The organism is Flagellimonas aurea, assembly GCF_017313785.1.
In the GTDB taxonomy this organism is placed as follows: Bacteria; Bacteroidota; Bacteroidia; order Flavobacteriales; family Flavobacteriaceae; genus Flagellimonas; species Flagellimonas aurea.
The window spans coordinates 237,184-262,452 of the sequence record NZ_JAFLNL010000002.1; the positions used below are offsets into that span (position 1 = coordinate 237,184).

20 protein-coding genes and 1 pseudogene are annotated in these 25,269 nt (G+C 38.8%); 10 read left to right on the forward strand and 11 right to left on the reverse strand.

Annotated features, from left to right (window positions below):
- Positions 1 to 19 precede the first annotated feature (19 nt).
- Positions 20 to 373 (forward strand): helix-turn-helix domain-containing protein, encoded by a 354-nt coding sequence (locus J0656_RS04530; RefSeq protein WP_207031854.1) that lies wholly within the window; start codon positions 20 to 22, stop codon positions 371 to 373.
- A gap of 371 nt (positions 374 to 744) precedes the next feature.
- Here J0656_RS04530 and J0656_RS04535 read toward each other — a convergent pair whose 3' ends face one another.
- The 7 genes from J0656_RS04535 to J0656_RS04565 all read right to left on the reverse strand — a co-directional run bounded on the left by J0656_RS04535 (position 745) and on the right by J0656_RS04565 (position 8,330).
- Positions 745 to 1,428 (reverse strand): HupE/UreJ family protein, encoded by a 684-nt coding sequence (locus J0656_RS04535; protein WP_207031855.1) that lies wholly within the window; start codon positions 1,426 to 1,428, stop codon positions 745 to 747.
- The gene (locus J0656_RS04540; protein ID WP_237688845.1) at positions 1,428 to 2,438 is read right to left on the reverse strand and encodes a DUF4198 domain-containing protein; all 1,011 of its coding nucleotides are present in this window, start codon (positions 2,436 to 2,438) and stop codon (positions 1,428 to 1,430) included. Before J0656_RS04540 ends, J0656_RS04535 begins: the two co-directional genes overlap by 1 nt.
- 141 nt (positions 2,439 to 2,579) lie before the next feature.
- Positions 2,580 to 5,132 carry a M1 family metallopeptidase gene (locus J0656_RS04545; protein WP_207031856.1) on the reverse strand — a complete coding sequence of 851 codons (2,553 nt, stop codon included), beginning with the start codon at positions 5,130 to 5,132 and terminating at the stop codon, positions 2,580 to 2,582.
- 79 nt (positions 5,133 to 5,211) lie between these two features.
- Positions 5,212 to 5,976 (reverse strand): hypothetical protein, encoded by a 765-nt coding sequence (locus tag J0656_RS04550; RefSeq protein WP_207031857.1) that lies wholly within the window; start codon positions 5,974 to 5,976, stop codon positions 5,212 to 5,214.
- 82 nt (positions 5,977 to 6,058) lie between these two features.
- On the reverse strand, positions 6,059 to 6,301 hold the full coding sequence (locus J0656_RS04555; RefSeq protein WP_207031858.1) for a hypothetical protein: 243 nt from the start codon (positions 6,299 to 6,301) through the stop codon (positions 6,059 to 6,061).
- A gap of 60 nt (positions 6,302 to 6,361) precedes the next feature.
- Positions 6,362 to 7,063 carry a response regulator transcription factor gene (locus tag J0656_RS04560; protein WP_207031860.1) on the reverse strand — a complete coding sequence of 234 codons (702 nt, stop codon included), beginning with the start codon at positions 7,061 to 7,063 and terminating at the stop codon, positions 6,362 to 6,364.
- Positions 7,056 to 8,330 (reverse strand): sensor histidine kinase, encoded by a 1,275-nt coding sequence (locus tag J0656_RS04565; RefSeq protein ID WP_207031862.1) that lies wholly within the window; start codon positions 8,328 to 8,330, stop codon positions 7,056 to 7,058. The genes J0656_RS04560 and J0656_RS04565 overlap by 8 nt, the downstream gene beginning before the upstream one ends.
- A gap of 272 nt (positions 8,331 to 8,602) precedes the next feature.
- Here J0656_RS04565 and J0656_RS04570 point away from each other — a divergent pair, with 272 nt between their 5' ends.
- Complete coding sequence (locus J0656_RS04570; RefSeq protein ID WP_207031864.1) at positions 8,603 to 9,346, forward strand: tyrosine-protein phosphatase; 744 nt, start codon at positions 8,603 to 8,605, stop codon at positions 9,344 to 9,346.
- Between the two features lie 3 nt (positions 9,347 to 9,349).
- Here the strand turns inward: J0656_RS04570 and J0656_RS04575 are convergent, their stop codons facing one another.
- From J0656_RS04575 to J0656_RS04590, 4 genes are read right to left on the reverse strand one after another with little or no spacing between them, the layout of a single operon-like run.
- Positions 9,350 to 11,731 carry a GumC family protein gene (locus J0656_RS04575; RefSeq protein ID WP_207031865.1) on the reverse strand — a complete coding sequence of 794 codons (2,382 nt, stop codon included), beginning with the start codon at positions 11,729 to 11,731 and terminating at the stop codon, positions 9,350 to 9,352.
- Between the two features lie 36 nt (positions 11,732 to 11,767).
- Positions 11,768 to 12,529: a polysaccharide biosynthesis/export family protein gene (locus J0656_RS04580; protein ID WP_207031867.1), complete on the reverse strand. Its 762-nt coding sequence runs from the start codon at positions 12,527 to 12,529 to the stop codon at positions 11,768 to 11,770.
- Positions 12,530 to 12,540: 11 nt separating this feature from the next.
- Positions 12,541 to 14,487, reverse strand: a complete 1,947-nt coding sequence (locus J0656_RS04585) for a polysaccharide biosynthesis protein (RefSeq protein WP_207031869.1) — start codon at positions 14,485 to 14,487, stop codon at positions 12,541 to 12,543.
- Entirely contained in the window at positions 14,484 to 15,617 is a 1,134-nt protein-coding gene (locus J0656_RS04590; protein WP_207031870.1) for a DegT/DnrJ/EryC1/StrS family aminotransferase, read from the reverse strand. The genes J0656_RS04585 and J0656_RS04590 overlap by 4 nt, the downstream gene beginning before the upstream one ends.
- Before the next feature lie 313 nt (positions 15,618 to 15,930).
- Between J0656_RS04590 and J0656_RS04595 the strand changes: the two genes are divergently transcribed.
- The 8 genes and pseudogenes from J0656_RS04595 (at position 15,931) to J0656_RS04630 (ending at position 25,260) form a co-directional block, all read left to right on the forward strand.
- Positions 15,931 to 16,992 (forward strand): NAD-dependent epimerase, encoded by a 1,062-nt coding sequence (locus J0656_RS04595; RefSeq protein WP_207031871.1) that lies wholly within the window; start codon positions 15,931 to 15,933, stop codon positions 16,990 to 16,992.
- A 153-nt stretch (positions 16,993 to 17,145) separates the two neighbouring features.
- Complete coding sequence (locus J0656_RS04600; protein WP_207031872.1) at positions 17,146 to 18,144, forward strand: SDR family oxidoreductase; 999 nt, start codon at positions 17,146 to 17,148, stop codon at positions 18,142 to 18,144.
- A 14-nt stretch (positions 18,145 to 18,158) separates the two neighbouring features.
- Positions 18,159 to 19,487, forward strand: a complete 1,329-nt coding sequence (locus J0656_RS04605; protein WP_207031873.1) for a UDP-glucose dehydrogenase family protein — start codon at positions 18,159 to 18,161, stop codon at positions 19,485 to 19,487.
- A gap of 60 nt (positions 19,488 to 19,547) precedes the next feature.
- Complete coding sequence (locus J0656_RS04610; RefSeq protein ID WP_207031874.1) at positions 19,548 to 20,828, forward strand: nucleotide sugar dehydrogenase; 1,281 nt, start codon at positions 19,548 to 19,550, stop codon at positions 20,826 to 20,828.
- Positions 20,829 to 20,859: 31 nt separating this feature from the next.
- A complete protein-coding gene (locus tag J0656_RS04615; protein WP_207031875.1) occupies positions 20,860 to 22,359 on the forward strand; it encodes an oligosaccharide flippase family protein in 1,500 nt (499 codons plus the stop codon).
- A 346-nt stretch (positions 22,360 to 22,705) separates the two neighbouring features.
- A pseudogene (locus J0656_RS20420) lies at positions 22,706 to 22,844 on the forward strand (DapH/DapD/GlmU-related protein); the annotation flags it as partial.
- A 142-nt stretch (positions 22,845 to 22,986) separates the two neighbouring features.
- On the forward strand, positions 22,987 to 24,114 hold the full coding sequence (locus J0656_RS04625) for a glycosyltransferase (RefSeq protein ID WP_207031878.1): 1,128 nt from the start codon (positions 22,987 to 22,989) through the stop codon (positions 24,112 to 24,114).
- A 24-nt stretch (positions 24,115 to 24,138) separates the two neighbouring features.
- On the forward strand, positions 24,139 to 25,260 hold the full coding sequence (locus J0656_RS04630; protein ID WP_207031880.1) for a polysaccharide pyruvyl transferase family protein: 1,122 nt from the start codon (positions 24,139 to 24,141) through the stop codon (positions 25,258 to 25,260).
- The last annotated feature ends 9 nt before the right edge of the window (positions 25,261 to 25,269 follow it).

Genomic DNA, 25,269 nt, shown 5'->3' on the forward strand with positions numbered 1-25,269 from the left:
AAATAATCGGAGCATATTTATGAAAACTTTTTCAATTAAAATATCCAAGCTTGACTACGAAATAATAAATCAAGTTAGAAAATTACGTGAGAAAAAAGGCGTCTCCCAACGAGATTTAAGTGAACTTATGAATTTAAGTAAAAGTTTCGTGGGAAAAGTTGAGGCCTTAGGACAGCCCGACAAGTACAGTATTAGACATTTAGCTTTAATAGCAAAAGCTTTAAAACTGAAATCTCTCTATGAACTTTTACCAAAGTCCATTCCAGATGAGGATATTATTGAAATAGTATATACTAAAGTTCCCAAAATAAACAAGGACGGGAGTGAAAGTAAACAATTAGAAGAAAGAATAATAGAAATATGGTCAATTTAAGAGACAATACTCTTTCCACGGTCAAAAAAATTTTTGGGCAACTATATATCTGTTTACACATGTTAGTGGAAACGCCGGATATAATATACCACACTCGCCGGATTAAATCGAGTACCCTTCAAGCCAACACAAAAACCTGACTTTCATATGACTAAAATCAAATAGTGGGCACCAAATCATCATAACTGGGTGGAAGAAGGCTCAACTGATCCTGGTCATTGGTCTTCCATACTACTTTTCGGCTCATAACTAAAGTTATGAGCCCTTACAGTTTTAAACAAAAAAAGAGACTGCCTTTTTAGACCTCTTTTTATATCCATATTGCAACATATAGTTACGTTAAAAACTTACGCCATTATGAATTAAGTATTTCAATGCCCATTAAAATATCCATACATCTGGTAGACAAACAAACAGATACCTGCAATAATCAAATAAACGTTGGATGCTTTATAAAATGCTTCATAGCTGGCTTTATCTCTCCATAGGTTAATCAGTAGAATAATTGGAATCAAAGCGACGATTTGTCCCAACTCTACACCAACGTTAAAACTAATAATCTTCAGTAAAAATTGGTCTTGCCCCATATCAAAGGTTTGCAAACGTGTGGAAAGTCCCAAACCATGGATAAGTCCAAATAAAAATACCATCATCAATAAATTTGGAGCTCTGGTTCCAAGTTTTTTAAAGCCTTCCAAGTTTTCAAACCCCTTATAAAGTACGCTTAATGCTATGATGGCATCAATTAGGTATTCATTGACCTGAACCCCTAGGTACGTCCCTCCTAAAAGCGTAATGCTGTGTCCTATGGTAAAAACGGTGATAAACTTTAAAATGTCCCGAAACCCTTTCAGGAAAAAGATAACCCCTGCCAAAAACAGCAAGTGGTCATAACCTGTAAGCATATGCTTGGCCCCTACCCAAATATAGGATAACAACCCACCGCTATCCAATATCTGCTGGTCACCTGAGCTAACATCATGAGCCAGTAACAGCATTGGAAAAAGTAACATTACCAAAAGAGAGAAGCTGGCTCCTACTGGTTTTATGTACATTATTTCTTCTTGCTTTTAAAGTAAAAGAAAAGGCCGGCAACAATTACCAAACTTACAAGGAGAAAAATGTAGGATGGAAAACTTTCTTCTTCATGTGCATGATGATCTTCATCTTTATCCGTCCCATGCGCTGCACTATGACCAGAACCTACGGCGAAGGTCAGCGTGGCCCAGTTTGACTCGTGGGTGAGACCCTCTTCCTCCGACTGTACCATATAAATGGTTCTCATATGCCATACTCCTGCATTGGTTATTTCAAACTCTAAAGTACCGGCATCATCAGTACGAAGTTGCAAACCAGAATTATGGTCATGGTCCGGGGTTTCTCCACTTTTATGCGTATGCGGTTCCCCTCCATCATGGCTATGCTCAACCATACTGCTTTCACCAGATACATCCGAGCCAATAATAACCAATTGGTTGGCCAAAGGCTTCCCTTTGTACAGCAATTGTACTTTTAAGGAATGCCCGGCATGAATATCATAGGGGTTTTCTTGTGGAATAAATTCAATAGGATACCCCAATGCAGTTTTCCAGTCATCAGACAATTCCTCTCCTACTTGAAAAATAGTTTTAACGTGCTTGGAGTATTTCTCAACCGCATCCTGGTCCAGAGCATTGTTCTCTTTTCTCCATTCCAACATGTCTACCACTCCATCATGTTCCAAATAATCGTTGAACGATTTTGCATCCAATGCAATATTCTTTGCTGCAGTTGAAACACCTGCTACCCAAGTACCGGGGCCACCGGTCTTAAAATTCAAAAATGTAATACTGTCCTTTTCGGTCCATTGAGCTGAATCTACTTGGATACGCTGACCATTACCCACCAAGCTCATATCGAGCATACGGTTCCTGTCTATTACATTTTCACTTTTCTCAAAAGTGCCATTAAATAGTTGAATTGCTGCATTTGTGTTCGGGTCAAGGAAATAATTGTCCATTTTCAAGAACATATCGTGGCTACATAATAGCACGATGGCCAAAAGGCCAAAAAAAACTTTCTTCATTATGTTTTTGTTTATTAAAGATCAGGTGGTGAAATCAATTACCGACCTTGTGGTACAAATATCCACAAATCATCTATTTTGTCCATACCCAAAATTTCAAAAACATAAAAATATCGTCCGTTTTGAAGTCTGGATAGTCGGCTACATATTTACAAATCGATAGAGATCATCGGAAGCTTGCAAGAGTTTTCCCTTTAATGAAGGTTCAAGGCCTGGGTGATTTTTCAAATATTCCTCCACTATTTGATAAGCTTCTTTGGACTGATATTGCCCCACTGTAGCTGACAACCATCTTTTAGGAAAGAAAATGTCACCTGTCCTTTGAATCTCCTCCAATAAGTCCAATGCCAACGGAAGTTGTTGTATTGCGGTTTTTTGTCGTAAAGGATGGTGCAGATATCCACAAGCGGTTCCCACCCAAGATTCTTTTTCCCTGTTTTTGGTATCTCGGAACGATTTAAAAAAGGTTTCCCTCACCGCAGCATCAGATGAAAGTCCGGGCTGTAAGAATTCAAATCGTTTTATCTTGTCTGCATTATCCAATTCGGATTTGGCTGTTTCCAGAATTTCACCAGCTTTTTTATGATTGTATAGGGCCAAATCCATTGCCATATCGGTATAATCGTCCTGATTAAGCTTTAGACCTGGTATTTTCATGTTTTTGCTCCAAACGGCATACAGCCTCTCCTTGGCCCTTTCAGAATATGCTAAACCTTTCCAGAGTCCAAAAATATTTTTCTTGATATTGGGCTCATATGTATCCTCGAACAGTTCGTTCCAAAGCAAGTTTTCGACCAATGGCTGTTTTTCCGCTCTCTGTTCTTCGGTAAAGTAACTCCAAAACAATTGTGAAGCCTCCCCACTGACCATTCCATGAACAAATTCGTTTTCCTCTTGTAGGATGACATCCATATATAAATCAAAGACCTCGAGAGCAGGGATTTGCCCAGATAGAACGTTCTCATAGGCATTGAGATAGGTATATCCACGGGCGACTTCATCTTTTAGCGTTGGGATTACATTCAACTTGGACGAATCCAAAGGAAAAATACCATAGCCAAAGGCATTTGAATTATAAATTATCGTCTCGGGTCGTGGGAGTCCCTCCGCTAACTTCACATTTACAACACTATCTGATATCGTCACTGGGATGACTCTGGTGCTATCCGGATATACCAAGGTTATCTCAAAGGATTGCGGCCATAATTTATCGCTTCCGTCTTCTGCTTTTTGAGAAAGCGTGAAACTTGCTATTTTCCCATTTTCATAATCAATCCCCTCGGTTATGATAGGTCTACCAGATTGATTCACCCATACTTCACTCCAATCTTTTAGGTTTATTGACGTCCTTTCATCCAAAATCTCTACCAAATCGTTCCATGTGGCATTTCCATAGGCATAGGTCTGTATGTATCGGCGTATACCATCTCGGAAGGCCTTCTCCCCTATTGCAACCTCTAGTTGCCGCATCATAATTGGTGCCTTGTTATATATGATGCCCCCATAAAGACTGCCGGCATTTTTTAGGTTATCCAAATGTTGCCGTATAGGATTGGTGCCACGCGTTCTATCCTCACCGTAGGCACCACGGTAATGGGAAATCATAAACTGGAGCTTATGGTTGATTTCGGGAAAGGTCGGGTTCATGATCTTATCGGCCATAAAATTGGCAAACACCTCTTTCATCCACACATCGTTGAACCAACCCATGGTGACCATATCCCCAAACCACATATGGGATGTTTCATGTGCTATAAGTTTGGCACTGCCCATAAGACGGCGTTCGGTAGCACTTTCATCCAAGAAGATAGAGGATTGACGGTATTGAATGGCTCCGACATGCTCCATTCCTCCGTATTGAAATCCTGGAATGGCGGCAAAATCCAATTTCTTGAAAGGAAATTCATATTGGGTGTAATCTTTTAAAAAATCGATTGATCGCTGATGCAGGTCGAAAATCTTGGGAACACTGTAAGCAATTTTTGCTGAATCTGTTTCACGGTAAAGCATTGTCATATCAAACACACCTGGGTTTTCGGTAACCGATTCAAACTTCCCTGCAACCAAAGAAAACAGATAAGTGCTCATAAAATCGCTTTCCTCAAATGAGTAATGTACCGTTTCGCCTTTTGGCTTTGCTTCCTTTAGTGGCGCTCCGCAAAGAACTTTCCAGTCGGCAGGTGCCATAACATCCACCACATAACGTCCCTTGATGTTGGGCTGATCAAAACAAGGGAACAATGTACTGGCACGATCAGGTACCAAAAGGGTATATAAATAATTTTCATTCCGATTCAAGGACAGTTCTCCCGCATTAAAGGTAATTTCAATCGTATTAGGCCCTTCCTCAAGGTTTTTCGAAATGATAATGTGTTCTTGTTGATGAACAACCTCTTGCTCTTGACCATTTACCCGAATAGTTTTTAACAATGAAGCGGCTGCATTAAAATCCAGATATAGGGGTTGCGAAAGGTCTTGAAGGTCCACATCCAATTTTAATTTTGAAGCTATTGGACGATTTATATCAGCTGGGATATCAAAAGAAAGTCCATAGACCACATTGGACACTTGGTCAACTCGATACTCTGCCAGTTGCTGCGGAATACCCTCTGCCAATAAATCTTCTTTTTTTGTTGACTCACAGGAGGTTGAAATTATCAATACACCCACACAGGCCAGAATGCTTGTTTTCATAAAAACTTGGTTGATTCGGTTCCCTTTTGCTCATCAAGGTAGCTAAAATCATCTTGATAAAGCATTAAAAAACAAATACTTAATCCCTTACCACATAGTTGACGATATCCACTCCTGTATTCCCGGTTTTTGGGTTGTAGGCATAAACGGTGATTTGATAATATCCAGCTTCCTTGATTCCAAAGTGGCCTTGAAAGCTGTTTTGTGCTGGATTGTCCAATTCGACCTCCCCTACACTCTCTCCGTCCTTTTTGACCATGGCTTTCACTTCAATTAATTTGGAATCCCAAATTCCATCTACTTCTATTGGGCAACCGCACATCATAACGATATGGGCCTCTATCGGTAACCCTGAATCGGGTATAGATTCCAGATTAATATATTGATGGGTATTGGGCTTTAAAATATCTACCACAAAACCAGGTATTTCCAATACTATACCATCTCCTAAAATGTGTTTGCCGGGAATCAGCCAAAGTTCCGTACTGGCCTGTACACGAGCATTTTTTTTATGGATTGGCGATAGCACTTCCACCTGCACAAAAACGGGCTCGTTGATATCCAAAATGGCCAAAAAACCTGCGGTCTTATCATCGCTGAGTTCCGTATAACGTTCATGGGCACTCTTCATGATCAGGTCAGTGTTTCCCGTTGCACCAGTGGTATTACCCTCGGCCATGATCTCACCGTTCAAACTGTTACGGACGATTACGTGGGCTCCTCCAATGGAACTTCCAACGAACTTGGCATCCTTTGCCTTGGCACGTACCATGAGTTTTGTCTCGGTGGCAAAACCATGTAAACAGATAAGAAGTAATGTTAGGGATAGAATTGATTTCTTCATTTTGTTTGATTTTTCAATCCTAAAATTAAGGCTTTTAAAAAGTTCTCAGCGACGAAATCCGTTTTTTATCCCAATTCAATTACTACGAACCAACTTGTGAACGTAATTGCTTAAGTTCATCTCTGGCCGCCTGAATAAGCTGTTTTAATTGATTGGAATCCTTTTTGGGGCAAGATTGCCCCAAATGATATTCGGAGCTTTCTATAACTCTTTGACAATAGGAAATTTGTTCTTGCAGTGGACACTTGCAAATGGTCTGGCCGTATAAATTGTCCAATTGGCGCAAGGAAGGGGTCGGGGCACTATTTTTAAAAATCTTCAACATAAATCAAACAGATAATCTCGTCACACAATACTGTCACAAAAATCAAGCCACAGTATTTTGCTACTCTCCCTCCACCCTCAGCATAAACCCACGACGGCTTACATTTACTATGCTCAGTTTGGGGTCGTGCGCCAGATGTTTACGTAAATGTGATATAAAAACATTGAGACTTTTTTTGTTGAAATAGTCATTCTTGTCCCAAACCGTGGTCAAGATTTCTTTATGAGTACACAATTGATTTTTGTTCTTGGCCAATAATGCCAGAAGGTCAAATTCCTTTCCTGTTAATTTGATAGGCTTACCGTTGTGTTTGAGTTCAAAATTATCCATGTTGAGAACGTAGTCGCCAATCTCATATTCGGACACTTGAACTTCTTGTTCCTCATCCTTTACCAACCTGGCCAATAATGCATTGATACGCACAACGAGCTCTTCTTCATCTATGGGCTTTTTAAGATAGTCAACAGCACCCATTGAAAACCCTTTAAGAACATCTATCTTGAGCGACCTTGCTGTCAAAAAAATAAAGGGCAGCTCGGGATTGATTCCTTTTATCTTTTGTGACAGTTCAAATCCATCCAAATCGGGGAGCATCACATCTAAAATGGCCAAGTCAAAAACATTGGTCTTGGTTTTTAGCACAGCCTCCGAAGCATCTTTGGCCCATGTCACCACAAAACCTTTCATTCCTAAATATTCCGATAATAGATACCCTAGGGAATTATCATCCTCAACCAATATCAACTTATATTTTTTATCCATTTTTGGTCAATTTAAAGGACATGGTAAATGTGGTTCCTTGTCCTGGTTCGCTTTGCACCGTAATTTTTCCACGGTGCATTTTGATTATTTTTTGCACATAATACAATCCTAAGCCGTATCCTTTTACCTTGTGGACATCTCCATTTTTAACCCTATAATATTTTTTGAAGATTTTGGCCATATCCTCCTTGGCAATACCTTGTCCATTATCGGTAATCCTGATGAACAATCGTCCCTTTTGTTTGCTTGCGGTCAATTTTATTTGGGGATTGTCCGAATACTTTTTTGCATTTTCCAATAGGTTGCCCACCACATTTTCCAGATGGAACCTTTCGGCCCTAATAATGTATGGACCTTCTTCGAGTTCGAACTCAAACTGAATTTCTTCATGCTTGGCCAATAAACTAAAACCTTCGCAAATTCGCTCCAGTTCTGGTTTGAAATCAATCTCCTGAAACTGCAATAGTTTGTTTCCGGACTCCATGCTGGCCAACTCCAACACTTTATCGATATGCTTTTTGAGCCTGTTCGATTCGGCACGAATCAATTCCACCACGGCTTTTTTATTCTCAGGCACATCTTCTTCCAAGATTTTGCTTGCCAATCCTATGGAGAATACGGGTGTTTTTAATTCATGTGTCAGGTTATTGATAAAATCGTTTGTGGTAGTATTGATGCTTCGCTGTAAATAAAATGATCTAAGGACCCAGATTACCACTATGATTATCATCAACAAGAATAATAGTCCAGGAACGATGAGCCCCCGTAATTGTCCCAAAAAGTACTTGTTCAAATCTTCAAAACCAATCTCCAGAATAATTTCTTTTTGGAGCAATTCTGGCAAATATCCCTTCACTTTAATTGGGTAAGTAAGGTCTTCTTGCGCTTTTATGTGAGGGCGGACGGAACTCAAATATGTTATGGAATCGCGGGAATATAGTTTATAGGTGAAAGGGGCATCAATTCCGGAAAGGTTTAATTGGTAGGAGATATAGTCGTTTAAATAATATTGGGATGCCTTCTCTAGGCTATCCAGCCCGATCCTGACCTCTGATGTATCTTTTCTGATAGTATTGCCCAGTGTGTAGGTCAATGAGTTTACCGCTGAGAGCTCACTGTTTATATTATCTCTGGCCCGATCCATTTTATCAGAAAATTGGACACGGGCCAAACCTAGTCCCACTCTCAGATATTGGTATTGCACCACCAACAAACCGACAACTGCGATTATAAAAAAAATAACATAGAGGTTCCTTTTGGTCAGCATACCGCTAAATAAACAAAAATATACCAGCTAATTACCCAATGGTTAACCCTATTAGTCTTTCATTAACCTTTTTGATCTTTCATTAGTCCCTGTGCTCAAACACAAGGTTTATATTAGCATTGAGTTTAGTTAAAACATATAAAGTAGTAAATCTTCAAACCGACCTGTTCTAGGTCGGTTTTTTTATTTTAATGCAACGGAAGCCCTAATTTAATTTTTCGGCTATGGATTAAGGTTTTATATACTTTATCTTTGGATTCCAAATTTTATGCATGATAAGTATTTTTCAGAAGAAAATTTACTTGGTCGATTATTTGAGCGGCCTTGTGGATATCCACAACCACATTTTACCTGGTATTGACGATGGCGCCAAAACTATTGGGGATTCGTTGGAGTTGTTCAAAGGGTTTTCCGATTTTGGGGTGACTAATTTTATATGCACGCCACACATCATGCACAATTACTATGACAACACTCCTAGTACAATCAAAAAGGCACATGGTCAACTTTATAATGAATTGCAAAAAAATGATGGTTTGCAAGTCAATTTGGAGTATGCCGCTGAACACATGATCGATGATAATTTTGAAAACATACTCCATGGCAAACAAGTAATGCCTTTGGGAAAGGATTATTTGCTAGTTGAAATGTCGTATTTACAGCCATCCTTCAATTTTGATGTGGCCGTTGACCAAATCGCCAAGCACAAATATTTTCCAATACTGGCACACCCGGAAAGGTATATGTACTATCATGGCAAATATGGGAAGTATGCGTCCTTAAAATCTGAAGGAGTCTTGTTTCAGCTCAATCTATTGTCGTTGAGTCCCAAATCCTATGGAAAGGCTGTGCATAAAACAGCTGAGAAACTATTGAACGACGGTATGATCGATTTTGTAGGAAGCGATGTCCACAACATCAGGCAATTGATGTTGTTGAAAGAAATCAAAATATCAAAAAAGACATTGGATCATCTCTTCCCTATCATCGAAAATACAATTCAGACCTTTTATTGATCTTTAGGAGAAGTTCCACCATTTTTTAACGGACTTTCCGTAACCGTAGCCGTATTTTCCACCATAGCCCAATTCGGATTGCTTTACATTGTTGACCACAAAGGACAGTCCTTTTAATTTGCCTTCCTCTTTCAGCTTTAATGGAAAATCGATGACTTTAAGTTCAGTTGCACCCGCCTTGACCACATATAGAATTTGGCTGGCATACTCACTGATCAACAACGTGTCGGTCACTACCATTAATGGTGCGGTGTCCACGATAACATAATCGTACATTTTGGATACCTTCTCAAATAATTCGCCCATTCTAGGGTTCATCAGTAGCTCTGTTGGGTTTGGCGGTATTTTTCCAGAAAATATAAGGTCTATTTCGTTTTCATTGATGTGAGCCGGAACGGTGATGTCCTGTACCTTCAAATCAGAATTGACGAGAAACTCTGTCAGTCCTGCCTTTGTACTCCTTCTGGTTTGAATACCCTTTCCCATCTCAACATTTTCGTCACTGGAAAAGAAATCATACAGTTTAGGGTTTCGGATATCCGCTCCCAACAATAAGACCTTCTTCCCTGTATCAGCATAGATCTTGGCCAGATTGGATGAAATGAATGTTTTACCCTCTCCAGGAACGCTGGAAGTTATAAATATAAGATTGTCCGGTTTCGATTTCTGGCTCTTTTGAATATAGTTAAGGTTTGTCCTTAAGATTCGTAAGGACTCCGCCAATACTGAACGATCGTCCTTTTTTACAATCTTTCGATCCTTTTTTCCAATCTTTGGAAGTTCGGCAATAACAGGGATATTGTTCCCTATGACACCTTCCAAATCCTGTTTGCTATTTAACGTGTTGTCCAATAATCCCGATACATAAATAAACATGAACGGAAGTACAAACCCAAGGAACAAGGCCGCCACATAATTGATCATTTTGTTGGGGGCCACTGGGGCAGAACTGGTGCTATATGCAGCATCCACAATGGATGATGGCGGGGAAGCTGAGGCAAAGGCTATTTGAGCCTCCTCCCGCTTTTCCAAAAGGTATAGGTACAGAGACTCCGTGGTCTCCAATTTCCGTGTAATATCACGTAGTTCGCGTTCATTTCCGGGTGCTGAATAAATCTTACTGTTGATTCGGGATTGTTGTCGGGCCAAACTATTTATTTGCAATTCCAGGTTTCCCGTGGTATTGTTCAAACTCGAAAGTAAACTACTTTTTAAGGTATTAAGCTCCTTGTCCAAATTTTGAACCACAGGATTCAGATTACTGGAACTTTCCAACAACCTGTTTCTTTCTGCAACCAATTGATTGTACCGCGCGGTAGTTCCTGTAATCGTTTGGTCGGAGAGCCCAAGGTTTGATGGCAAAATCTCATAACCGTCTTGGTTTTCGACCATGTCCTTCATGGAAGATGCCATATTCAATTGCAAAGAAGCACTTTCCAACTGTTGTCTGTTCTCCATACCCACACTTAAGTTGATATTGGACTCGGATGATATATCCGTAATTCCACGATTGGTCTTGAACTCTTCCGCGGATTGGTCGACATTGTAAAGGTTAGAGTAAATCTCGGTAATACGGGCATCAATAAAATTAGAAGTCTTGTCCGCGGCAATCTTTTTGTCCTCAATAGCATTTTCATTATAGACTGCTATAAGTTCATTGATAATGTCCTGTGCCCTGTGCTGAATCCTGTCCTGAAGATAAAGGGACAAAATATTCGAAGACCGTTCCAATGGAGTAATTTGAACACGGCCTCGATAACTATCAGCAACCACAGTAGCGGGTCTGATTACAATTCTAAATTCATTATCCTTGTAAATCTTTATGTTTTCAACACTTGGCGTTATGATCATATCTCCCAATGGAGTTGAAATATTGGAGCCAAAAGTGTTTTGTTTATAGGGCTCATCTTCCTGTCTCTTGTAACCAAATGTTGCATCGGACATTACATTCAAATAAAAGCTGAAGCCAGATTGGCTTACTATGGAATCCGATTCTTTAAAATTTAAATTGAAAGGAGAGTCTCTGTATATCTCAGAATCTAGAATATTACCCAATCTAAAAATTTGTGTGTTCAGCTGAAGCTTTTTTACAACTTCTACAAAGTTAGACCGAGATTTGATGATTTCAATCTCATCGATAATTGGATTCATCTGTCCCTGAAAAGCACCCAAATCCTGAAAAACCGCAAGTTCGGGGTTATTGTTCCCCTCCATCTCTATTTTGATTCGAGCCTGGGCATCATAGAGCGGTGCTGTATAGCGATTGTAAAGGAAAGCTATACCTAAACAAAACATAATAGCGAGTAAAAACAAATACCACTTACTCGTATATTGTCTAATTATTTCCTTGAAATCAATACTTTTAAATGAAAACTTGTTTTCCAAAGATTACTATTTAAGAATTTGAAATGGTATTGTAAATTAATTGCGCGTCAAGAATAACGTAGTTGTTACTATCAAAGAAAGTATGGAAAGTGCTATCGTAGTTCTATTGTCCAATGAAGAAGAGACAGCAGCCGATTTGTTTGGTTCTACATAAACCACATCATTTTGTGTGAGGTAATATGCTGGAGAGTTCATTACATTCTTGGAAGTCAAGTCCAACCTATTATAAACCTTTACGCCATCAAAGTCCCTGATTACCATTACATTTTCCCTTCTACCTTTAATGGTCAGGTCTCCTGCCAATCCAAGCGCTTCCAATATTGTCACTTGTTCCCCAATAATTGGATAGGTTCCCGGGCTACGTACCTCTCCCAATACAGTTACGGTGAAGTTTCTCAATCTTACATTAATAATTGGATCTTTTAAGTAAGATGAAAGCCTTTCCTTAAGATCAACCTTAAGTTCCTCCGGGGACAACCCCAATACATTTACTTTTCCAATCACAGGGAACTCAATATCCCCGTTTTTATCGACGATATAGTCCAATGATTCCGATTGTCCGTTGGCCGCAACCCCTATGGTCAAGTTAAAAGGAGCACTAGCTTCTGGGTTCAAGGTCGCCACATAAATACTGATCACATCATCCACCTTAAACTTGGGTTCAAATCTGTTTTCGGTAACAATTGTTTCAAAATCCTGTGAATCTTGAAAATACACAACTTTTTTTGATGATGTGCATGAGACCACAACACAGGATATGGCAAGCAGTATTATGGCATGTTTAATTTTTTGATGCATCGGGAAAGTGTTTAGTTATTGAATTGAGGATATCCAATCTTAGAGGTTTTCGGTGTTTCCTTTATTGGTGTTTTCTTGTCCAATTTACAAAAATCTGAATTGTTGGATATATATTCCGGAACTATGTCCTTCATTAATTTTACCACATTGTCCTTAAAGAACAAATTGGAAATACAAAGTTCGTCTATCATGGTTCGAGTTCCCACATAATCGATTTCACGCACCTTACTGATCATAATCTTGTCATGATAGGTAGGAAGCGTATTCTCACCATTTGCCAAAAGCTCTTCATACAGTTTTTCACCTGGCCTTAGCCCGGTTACCTTGATATCGATATCATCCGGATAGTGAAGACCTGAGAGTCGTATCATATTCTTGGCCAAATCCATAATCTTAACGGATTCTCCCATATCAAAAATAAAGATTTCACCACCTTTGCCCATGGCCCCGGCTTCCAATACCAATTGTGAAGCTTCTGGAATGGTCATAAAATATCTGGTAATGTCTTTGTGCGTTACAGTCAATGGGCCTCCCTTTTCGATTTGCTTTCTGAACAAAGGAATCACGGATCCATTTGATCCCAGTACATTCCCGAACCTTGTCGTTATAAATTTTGTTTTTCCCTCTTGCTGTCTACAGCTAATGTACATTTCTGCAATTCGCTTGGTCGCACCCATAATGTTGGTCGGGTTTACCGCCTTATCCGTCGATACGAACACAAACTTTTCAACTTCATATTCGCAAGCGAGATCGACAATGGTCTTGGTACCGGCAACATTGATCTTGATCGCCTCATATGGATTTTGCTCCATAAGGGGTACGTGCTTATAGGCTGCCGCATGAAAAATCCGATCGGGTTTATATTGCTCAAAAAGCACACGCATCTTGTTCTTGTCCCTAATGTCGCTCACAATGGGCACGTAATTGAAAAAGCCGGCCTGTTTCAACTCCTGCTGTAGATCATAAAGAGCTGATTCTGCTTGGTCTATCACAATCAAAGAGCGATAGTTGTATTTGCAAATCTGCCTTACCAATTCACTTCCTATAGAACCAGCGCCCCCGGTCACCATAATGACTTTGTCATCAAAATCCTTCATCACCTTACTATTCTTGATCTCAATAGGTGGACGGTCCAATAAATCCTCAATTTGAACTCGCTTGATCTGCGAAACCTTGAGCTCTCCATTGATCCAGTCCTCGACAGGAGGGACAATCTTTACCTTTACTGGAAGATCTACAATCTCATTGACAAGGATCCTCAATTGTTTGGGATTGATGCTCTGTATAGAAAAAATTACTTCTGAGATATTGTGGAACTTGACAAAATCCTCGGTCAAAATCGACTTGTCATATACCTTGACCCCATTGATCTGTTTTCCTACTTTCTGCAAGTTATTGTCTACAAAACCAATGACCTTTGCTCCCATCTTAGAGTGATTGGTCAATGTATTATATGTAATGATTCCTGATTCCCCGGCACCATAGATAATCAAGTTCTTAGTTGGTACCTGATTACCGTTCATCAAGCTTTCAAAAGCAATCTTAAATACCATCCGAGATGCGGACAATGCTATGAAGGTAAGCAAGCTATTGATTATTATTATGGACAAAGGGATGGTGAATTTTTCAAAGAACACCATATACCTATTGAACATTACAACGCCAATGGCACCTATACTTGCCAAACATACAGCATTAAAAATGGCATAAACATCCTTTATACCGGTGTGTCTTACCACACCCTTATAACTACCTGATATAAGGAAGGCCAAAAAGAACAATACAACTACAACTGGCAATTGCATCCACAACTGCTCCACATCAAAATCGAAGCTCAGGTTAAACCTGATAAAGTATGCAAGAATAAAGGAAAATGAAACTATACAAAGGTCTATCAAAAGTACGGTCCACTTTGATGCGTATCGCTGGCCGGTCCTAAAAAAGAATTCTTTTATCATTTTAATTCACTTTTGATAATTCCACAAATTCTTTCCAGATCACTGGTTTCCAAACTGGACCCACTTGGCAAACATAGTCCACGATTAAACAGGTCTTCACTGACACCGTTTACATACGAACTATTATTTTTGAATACTGGCTGTAAATGCATTGGCTTCCACAAGGGCCTTGATTCTATGTTCTCGTGTTCAAGGGCAATTCGTATTCCCTCCCTGTCCTCAAAAGAAGGGGTTAAAATACATGTGAGCCAACGGTTGGATATACTACCCTTAGGTTCTTCCAGAAATGTGATTTTGGACTGGTCCGACAGGTGCTCCCTGTAGTATTCATAATTTTTTCTTCTTGCGGCCACTCTATCTCCCAAAACCTCCATTTGCCCTCGTCCAATACCCGCTAGCACATTGCTCATTCTGTAATTGTAACCTATATGGGAGTGTTCGTAATGGGGAGCATTATCTCTCGCCTGTGTGGCCAAGAAAACAGCCTTCTCCTTTGTCTTTTGGTCTTTGCAAAGTAGGGCACCTCCACCTGATGTAGTAATAATTTTGTTTCCATTGAAGGATAGGATTCCAATCTCACCAAAACTTCCGCAATTAAATCCTTGATACGAACTTCCCAGTGCCTCGGCACTGTCCTCTATCACAGGAATGTCATATTCCTTTGCTATGGCGTGGATTTCATCCACCTTATAGGGCATACCATATAAATGCACTGCTACAATGGCTTTGGGTTTTTCACCATTTGCCAATCTATCCTCAATGGCCTCCTTTAATAATGCAGGGGAAATATTCCAGGTTTCTTCTTCACTGTCCACAAATATGGGCGTGGCACCCAAATAAGTAATTGGATTTGTGGAGGCGGCAAAAGTAAAGCTCTGGCAAATCACCTCATCACCATGGCCTACACCTAAAAGTTCAAGACCTAAATGTATAGCTGCCGTTCCAGAGCTCAAGCCAGCTGAATGAACATTGTTGCCTATAAAATCCTCAATTGATTTTTCAAATTGTTGTACGTTGGGGCCCAAAGGGGCTATCCAATTGGTTTCAAAGGCTTCCTTTACATAGGCTTCCTCATTTCCGCCCATATGGGGTGGCGACAACCAAATTTTTTTTAATACTGTGGTTTCCATTATCAGTTTTGGGTTGATATAAGTAGGACAAGAATTTCTTCTCGAAAGTAAATGTAATAGTAAAATTGGGGCTGGAAACCATTTCGCTTTACTATTCGCCAAACACAAAAAATAATCGATTAAGTGTTGGAATGATGGTAAGTTGAAAGAATTGCAATCAGGTGAAAGTTGAAAATTTACGTTTACGGCACTGTACTTTTTAAAGTGTATACAAAACCCTCCATACTGTCTAAAATAACGACACAAATTAGTTTTACTAAAAAGTAGTCCGCGAATTCCATTAATTCCCCATTTTTGTATAAACTTTTCAACTATGAGAATTCTGGTAACCGGGTGTGCAGGATTTATAGGGTATCACTTAACCCAAAAATTGATTGAAAATGGCCATAATGTGATGGGTATCGACAATCTCAACGATTATTATGATGTCCGGTTAAAATTGGACCGTTTAAAAGAGCTTGGTATCGATTCGGATAATGCGCTTCATCAAAATAAGGCAGTGGCAAGTGATTCTTTTAAAAGTTTCAAATTTGTTAGAATGTCGATTGAAGACCGCGAAAATTTGCCACAATTGTTCAGTCACAATCATTTTGATGTCGTTTGCAATTTGGCCGCGCAAGCTGGGGTACGTTACAGTCTTGAAAACCCAGAAGCTTATGTGGACAGCAATATTGTAGGTTTTTTGAATATTTTGGAATGTTGTAAGAACCATAAGATAGAACATTTGGTGTATGCCAGCAGTTCCAGTGTGTATGGAATGAACAAAAAAATACCCTTTACTACCACCGATTCTGTAGACCATCCCATAAGCCTGTACGCTGCCTCCAAAAAGAGCAACGAGTTAATGGCCCACACATACAGTCACCTTTATGGTATAAGAACCACCGGGCTGCGTTTTTTTACCGTGTATGGTCCTTGGGGACGACCTGACATGGCCATGTTTTTGTTTACGGACGCCATCCTAAAGCATAAACCGATAAAAGTCTTCAATCACGGAAAGCTTGAAAGGGACTTTACCTATATAGATGATATCGTACAAGGAATTACCCAAATAGTTGAAAACAGGCATACGGCTGCCTATAATTCTGACAACCTTTATCATCTGTACAACATCGGAAACAGTAAAAGTGTCAAATTGCTAGACTTTATCGAAGCAATAGAAGATGAGATTGGCTTAAAAGCATCTAAAGAAATGATGCCCATGCAACCAGGGGATGTGGAAAAAACTTGGGCCGATGTATCAGGACTGGAAAGAGATTATAACTACCGGCCGAACACTCCCATCAAATCCGGTATTCGAAAATTCATTACTTGGTACAAAACCTATTATAGCAGTAGAAACGAAGTACATGGAAACGGAAGCACATCAGCATAAAGTTTGTTCAATCACGGAGACACCATTTTTCTTAATTAAACAGCCATTTTGACACTAAACATGTATTTTGTCCGTTTTATCAAAAGTTCACCTAAAACCAGCGTGGTTCTAATTACTTTTCTTCATATTTGCTCGAAATTTTCTTAAACACCCATGGATATATCACACCTTGACCTAAACAAAGAACATTCTATTTTAGTTACGGGAGGAGCTGGATTTATTGGCTCCAACCTATGTGAAGCATTGTTGGACAATGGAAATAAAGTAACCTGTTTGGACAACTTTTCCACAGGTAAAAGAGAAAATATCGCCCACTTACAATCCAATCCCAATTTTAAATTGATAGAAGGTGATATTAGAAATCTGGATGATTGCCAAAAAGCCTGTGAGGGCGTTGATTACATTTTACATGAAGCCGCTTTGGGGTCGGTCCCTAGATCTATAAACGACCCTATTACAAGTAATGAGGTGAATGTTTCCGGATTTTTGAACATGTTGGTTGCAGCGCGCGATGCCAAGGTGAAGCGTTTTGTATATGCTGCCAGTTCTTCAACTTACGGGGATTCCGAGTCACTACCAAAGGTTGAGGACAAGATAGGGAAGCCTCTATCCCCCTACGCAATCACTAAATATGTGAATGAGCTTTATGCCGAAATATTTTCCAAAACTTATGGGCTTCAAACCATAGGACTGCGTTATTTCAATGTTTTTGGAAGAAAGCAAGACCCAAATGGGGCCTATGCCGCGGTAATCCCAAAGTTTGTTATGCATTTAATGCAGCACGAATCACCGGTCATTAATGGAGATGGTTCTTTTTCCAGGGATTTCACCTATATTGATAATGTCATCGAAATGAATGTAAGGGCACTGACCAGCACCAACAAAGAAGCCGTGAACACAGTATACAATGTAGCCTTTGGAGAGCGGACCGACCTAAACGAACTTGTTGGGCTACTAAAGGAGTTTTTAGGTGAGTTTGATGCCGAAATAAAACGAATCGAACCAAAATATGGCCCTAATCGACAAGGAGATGTCCCCCACTCCCTAGCCTCTATTGAAAAAGCAAAAACCCTACTCAACTACAGTCCCAAATACGATATGAGATCAGGGCTCAAAGAAGCCGTGAATTGGTACTGGAAGAATCTTAAATAAAATACGAGAACAAAATGAACTTAACGATAATAGGAACTGGATACGTTGGATTGGTGACAGGAACTTGTTTTGCCGAAATGGGGAACAAAGTGACCTGCGTTGATATTGATGAAAAGAAAATAGAAAACCTAAAAAAAGGGATTATTCCCATATACGAACCTGGTCTTGAGGCTATGGTACAACGTAATGTTGACAATAAAACCTTATTCTTCAACACCCAGCTGAAGGATTGTTTGGCAGATTGCGACATGGCCTTTATTGCCGTGGGCACTCCGATGGGGGAAGATGGTTCTGCGGATTTGAAATACGTACTCAATGTTGCTTCCGAAATTGGAAAGCACATGAGCCAACCTCTCATCATTGTAGACAAATCCACAGTTCCAGTTGGGACGGCCGACAAAGTAAAGGAGGTTATCCAAGAAGAGTTGATCAAAAGAAATACCAACATCGATTTTCATGTGGTTTCAAACCCTGAATTCCTAAAAGAAGGGGACGCCATTGGTGACTTTATGAAACCGGACAGGGTTGTTGTTGGTACCGAGGATAAAGCTACTGCAGAGAAAATGCGCCAGCTCTACGCTCCATTCTTTAGAAGTAGCATGGACCGTATGTTGGTGATGGATGTGCGTTCTGCAGAAATGACCAAATATGTTGCCAACGCCATGCTTGCCACAAAAATTTCGTTCATGAATGAGGTGGCGAACATTTGTGAACTGGTGGGCGCTGATGTAAACAAGGTAAGAATTGGAATTGGGTCCGACAGCCGAATTGGTTACAGCTTCATCTATCCCGGTAGCGGCTACGGAGGGTCATGTTTTCCAAAAGATGTTAAGGCACTTAAGAAGACAGCTCAACAACATGGCTATCAAGCACAATTGCTCAATGCCGTAGAGGATGTTAACGATAGACAGAAATTGGTCATCGCTGACAAGGTTATCGAACATTTTGGGAAAGACCTATCTGGTAAAACATTTGCCGTATGGGGTCTATCCTTTAAACCAGGAACGGACGACATGCGGGAAGCCCCCTCAATTTATATCATAAACAAACTTACAGAACTCGGGGCCAAGATACAGGCCTATGATCCCAAAGCGGTTCACGAAGCCAAAGAATTTTATTTAAAGGATAACAAAAAAATTGAGTACGCCGACTCTAGGTACGAAGCACTGGAAAATGCCGATGCGTTGTTGCTTTTGACAGAATGGAAGGAGTTTAGGTCACCAGATTTTATGGCAATCAAGAATAACCTTAAGAACCCTTTGATTTTTGATGGTCGTAATCAGTATGATGGGGAACGAATGGAAAGTATTGGTATCAGGTATTATCAAATCGGAAAAAAATAGGATTCTAAGAACAACAAAACACGCTATCCAAAAGCAAAACGGTACAACAAAAACACTAACATGAACAACAACAAAATAGCTGTAATAGGATTGGGGTATGTAGGCCTGCCCTTGGCACGATTGTTTGCCACAAAGTATCCTGTTGTCGGTTTCGATATCAACGAAGCTCGAATTAAAGAACTACAGACCGGAGTGGACTCCACACTGGAAGTGGAAAACGATGTGCTTCAATCGGTGCTTGTAGATAAACCATTGGACTCCAATGGACTTTACTGCAGCAATAAAATCGATGATATTGCCCATGCCAATATATACGTAATTACCGTCCCTACCCCTGTCGATAAAAACAATAGACCCGATTTGACCCCATTGAAAAAATCCAGTGAAACAGTGGGCAAGGTGTTGAAAAAGGGTGATATTGTTATTTATGAATCTACTGTATATCCCGGGGCTACCGAAGAAGAATGCATCCCGGTACTCGAAAGTGTAAGCGGATTAAAGTTCAATGAGGATTTTTATGCAGGATATTCGCCTGAACGTATCAATCCGGGGGATAAATTACATACGGTTGAAAAAATATTAAAGGTAACCTCTGGCTCCACTCCAGAAATCGGAAAGGTTGTGGATGAGCTTTATTCCTCAGTAATTACAGCTGGCACGCATTTGGCGCCAACCATAAAAGTTGCCGAAGCAGCTAAGGTTATTGAAAATTCCCAAAGGGACATCAATATTGCCTTCGTGAACGAGCTTGCCAAGATTTTCAATCTCATGGACATTGATACTCATGCTGTTTTAGAGGCGGCTGGGACCAAATGGAACTTTCTGCCTTTTAAACCAGGGTTGGTCGGTGGACATTGTATAGGTGTCGACCCCTATTACTTGGCACAGCGTGCCCAGGAGTTCGGCTACCATCCGGAAATTATATTGGCGGGTAGACGCTTGAACGATAGTATGGGAGGCTACGTTGCCTCTGAAATTATCAAATTGATGGTGAAAAAAGACCTGCGCATCAAAGGGGCAAAGGTTTTGGTATTAGGGATTACTTTTAAAGAGAACTGCCCAGATGTGAGGAATACGCGCGCGGTGGATGTGATCAAGCAATTGATGGATTATGGCACCGATGTCACTGTATATGACCCTTGGGCCAACCCTGCCGAGGTGGAACATGAGTATGGTTTATCCATCACTAAAAACCTTCCTAATGAAAAGTTTGATGCCGTTGTGCTCACCGTCGCCCATCAAAAGTTTTTGGAAATGGAGTTAAGGCCATTGCTCAAACAAGATGGTGTACTTTATGACGTGAAGGGCATTATTAAGGAAGCTGTTGAAGCTAGGTTGTAATAGTTAAGCCCAACCAAATAATTATAATCATATGAGCCAAATCAAGAAGGGGGCTGCTCTTAACTATGTTAGTATTCTGCTCACCAATTTAATTGGACTTATTCTAACACCATACATAATAAGTTCTTTGGGTGATTCGGAATATGGTATTTATACCACTGTAGGAGCTTTGATTGGAACCTTCTCGGTTCTTGATTTTGGTTTGAACAATACAATTATTCGATTTGTTGCTAAATATCAAGCTGAGAAAAAAACAGAGGAAGAAGAGAATTTTTTAGCCATCACCATGATTCTTTATTTAATAATCTCCTCTATTGTATTATTAGTGGGGTTTGGTATTTATTTTAATTTAGATCACTATTTCTCGGAAATGAATCTAGAGGAAATCAAATTGGCCAAAACTATATTTTTAATTTTAATCTTTAACATTGCCATTGGACTTCCTGGGGGCGCATTTACTGGAATATCACTTGGGTATGAGCGTTTTATTTTTCCAAAGTCAATTAGTATTATAAGATATATATTAAGGTCGCTATTGGTGTTTTTCTTGCTTTACTTTGGAGGAAAGTCAATGTCCATAGTGATATTGGATACTATTTTCAATGTAATCGTTATTCTTACAATGTTTTATTTTGTAAACAAAAAGCTGAAGGTAAAATTTAAACTTCACACTTTTAATAAAAACTACGTAAAACAAATTTTTGCTTATTCTGTTTGGATATTTATTTACAGTATTGTTGCTCAATTTCAATGGAAAGCCGGACACATTGCTCTAGGTAATATTTCCACACCAGAAGTACTGGGTATCTATGCTGTCGGATTAATGCTTGGTGGTTACTATGGCGCGTTTTCAAGCGCCATTACAAGTGTTTTTGTTCCTAGGGCCACACAAATGATAGTTCTTGGCGCTAGTCCTGAAAGTTTAACTTCCGAAATGATAAAAATAGGTAGAGTCTCGTTATTTGTTCTAATGTTTATTCTTGGAGCTTTTGTTCTTTATGGCAAACAATTTGTCACCCTATGGGTCGGAGATAACTATCATATCTCATGGACAATAGCCCTTTTGATCATGCTCGCTTATACAATACCATTGGTTCAAGGATTTACTGGTCCCCTAATCGAGGCAAAAAACAAAGTCGCCTTTAAATCAATTACATACTTAATCTGTCTGTTATTAGGTACTTTGTTGGGATATATTCTCGCGATGTATTATGGTTCACTAGGTATGATATCTGGGACCATCATTGGATGGATGGTAGCCCAAAATATTATGAACGTCTTTTATCATAAGGCTTTGAAATTGAATATTTTTAGATTCTTTAGAGAAACATTTAATAAAATTTTACCGTCGCAAATATTAATTACTTTGATTGGAGGGGCAATTATGTTCATACCGGGAGTTGGCTGGTTAAATTTTATATTAAAGATTGGCCTTTATGGTATAGTTTACTTCCTCGTGATGTATTTTATAGCTGTCAATGATTATGAAAAAGGATTAATAAGGCAGGTAACCAAAAAACTTTCTAAATAGAATAGATATGATGTTTTTTATCCGAAGCTTAATTTGGAGGGTTTTAGGATTAAACTTTAAAAATGTTCTCAGAATTCATGACTACATTTTCCTTAAAGATGACCCCTACACCACCTTAGGTCATCGTACATATGAAAATGGCGCTCTAGTATGGAGATGGACTAAAAGTGAAATAATAATTGGAAAATATTGTAGCATCGCAAATAATGTAAGATTTATTGCTGATGAGGGTCACCATACAACCTCCAAAATCACATCCTTTCCCCTAGCCATTAATTTGTATAAAAATGTAAATGAATCTGAATTTAATAAAAAATGGAATGTTGAACAAAAAGAGGGGATAACCATTGGTAATGATGTTTGGATAGGAATGAACAGTATCATCCTTCCAGGTGTTCATATTGGAGATGGCGTCACCATAGCTGCCAATTCAATTGTAACTAAAGATGTACCTGACTACTCAGTGGTCGGTGGTAATCCTGCCAAAATCTTAAAATTTAAATTCAATAAAAGTCAGATTGATATTCTAAAGAAAATAAGTTGGTGGGATTGGGACGAAGATTTAATCAAGGAAAGAATAGATGATTTCTATACTAATCCAGAAAGTTTTATTGAAAAGTATCAACTATGAAAAAGATATTATTTTTAATTGAATCCTTGCATTTGGGAGGGGCTGAGAAGAGTCTGATAAGTTTGTTGAATAATCTAGACCTTGATAAATATGAGATAGAAATCCTTCAATATAAAAAAGGCGGAGAATTTGAGAAGTTCATTCCAGCGGAGATTAAATTATCATCTATAGACTACAAACCTAGCTTACTAGAAAGAATTAAATTTAGAATTTTTAAGTTTTTAAACTACAATAAAAAATATCACAATGCACAACTGCTTTGGAAATCAATTAAGACCTCAATTCCAAAACATGAAGGGCACTATGATATAGCTATTGGTTGGGGGCAAGGTTTTGCGTCCTATTTCATATCCCAAAAAGTTAATGCTTTAAAAAAAATTGCTTGGGTAAACATTGATTATGAAAAGGCTGGTTATTATGCCCCTCAAGATAAATCTATATATAAAGAGTTTGATAAAATAATTGGGGTTTCTCCATTTGTCCAACAGGAAATGAAAAAAACCTATCCAGAATATGACGTTATATTTATTAGAGATATCATCGACGAAGTAGAAATAAATTCTTGGAGTCTTCAACAAAAGAAAATTGAATTTAATAAAAATAAGGTTAACATCGTAAGTGTAGGCAGACTTGCAAAACAAAAATCTTTTCAATTTGCAATTGAGGCCGTTAATATACTCACTAATAAAGGCCACAACATACATCTTTATATAATTGGAGAAGGCTCTGAAAGGGAATATTTAGAAAATCTGATTTCAGAAAAAGGATTGAAAAACTGTATTAGTCTGGTAGGGTATGAGGAAAATCCTTTTCCTTACATCAAAGATTGTGACATCTACTTGCAATCTTCAATTTTTGAAGGATTAGGCCGTACTATCATTGAGGCTGGAATTTTAAATAAGCCCATTGTTACCACAAATTTCCCAACAGCATCACAGATTCTTACAAATAACGAAACAGGACTAATTGTTGGCATGGAACCAATGGAAATAGCAAATGCTATCGACAAATTAATTAATGATGAAGATCTTACGCAAAAGCTTACCATGAACCTTAAGTCACAATCTCAAAAAGAGACCCAAAAATCGCTGGCTTTAATGTATAAATTGTTTAATGAAGATTAAGCTCCTTAAATTATTTTAAAATATATGAAAGTACTAACCATCACCTGCCACGATGTTTATAATTATGGTGCTAGCCTTCAAGAATACGCCCTTTTGGAATTTTTGAAAGAAGAAGGCCACACATCTGAAACAATAAACTACAAACCACCATACCTTAGCAATCACTTTAACCTTTGGCAGGTTTCGCATCCCTTCTTTAGTCGAAATATTTTAACCCGTTTAATCTATCTAGTTTTAAAACTTCCCAAAAGGCTTTATAACAGGAAAAGGAAAAGGAATTTTGATGAGTTTACAAAAAACTATATTCCTTCTACCCATACCCTTTATAAAAACAATGAGGAATTAAAAAATTACCTTCCAATTGCCGAAGCATATATCTGTGGAAGTGATCAAATTTGGAACTCATTTTTTGAGAACGGTAAAGACCCTGCATTTTACTTGGACTTTGTTCCTTCCAATAAATTAAAAATTTCCTATGCTGCGAGTTTTGCCATTGATAGTTTGGAAGAAAATTTAAAACCGTTCGTAAAAGAAAAGGTTTCCCGTTTAAACCACATAGCGGTTCGGGAAACATCTGGTGTAAAAATCCTTAATGACCTAGGGATTGATAATGTCGTCCAAGTTTTGGACCCTGTGTTTTTATTGAATAAAGATCATTGGGCAAGCATTGCAAAACCAAAAAAAGTTCATGAAGACTACATTTTCATCTATGATTTTGATTATAACCCTGCAATACAAGAATTCGCTCAGAAGGTTCGAAAAAACACAGGCTACAAAATAATCAGCATGAACGAGTTGAACACCTATTCGGACTACAATTATTATCTAGAAGGTCCAGAAGTCTTCTTAGATCTTGTTAGAAACGCAAAACTGGTAGTTGCAAATTCCTTTCATGCAGTTGCCTTCTCTATTATTTTCCAAAAAGAGATGGTTGTTTTCAACAGAAAAGAGGCCATAAATACGAGAATGAGGGACCTATTGAACCTTTTCAATATACATGGTCGTCTTTTTGGCAAAAATGATAATGTTTCTTGGGATAACTTAGGTACTATCAATTACGATGAAATTCAGGGTAGTATTCATCAACACATTGAATATTCCAAAAATTATTTGAGAAAGGCCTTAAACAATTTGGAATTGAATTAAAATAAGTCA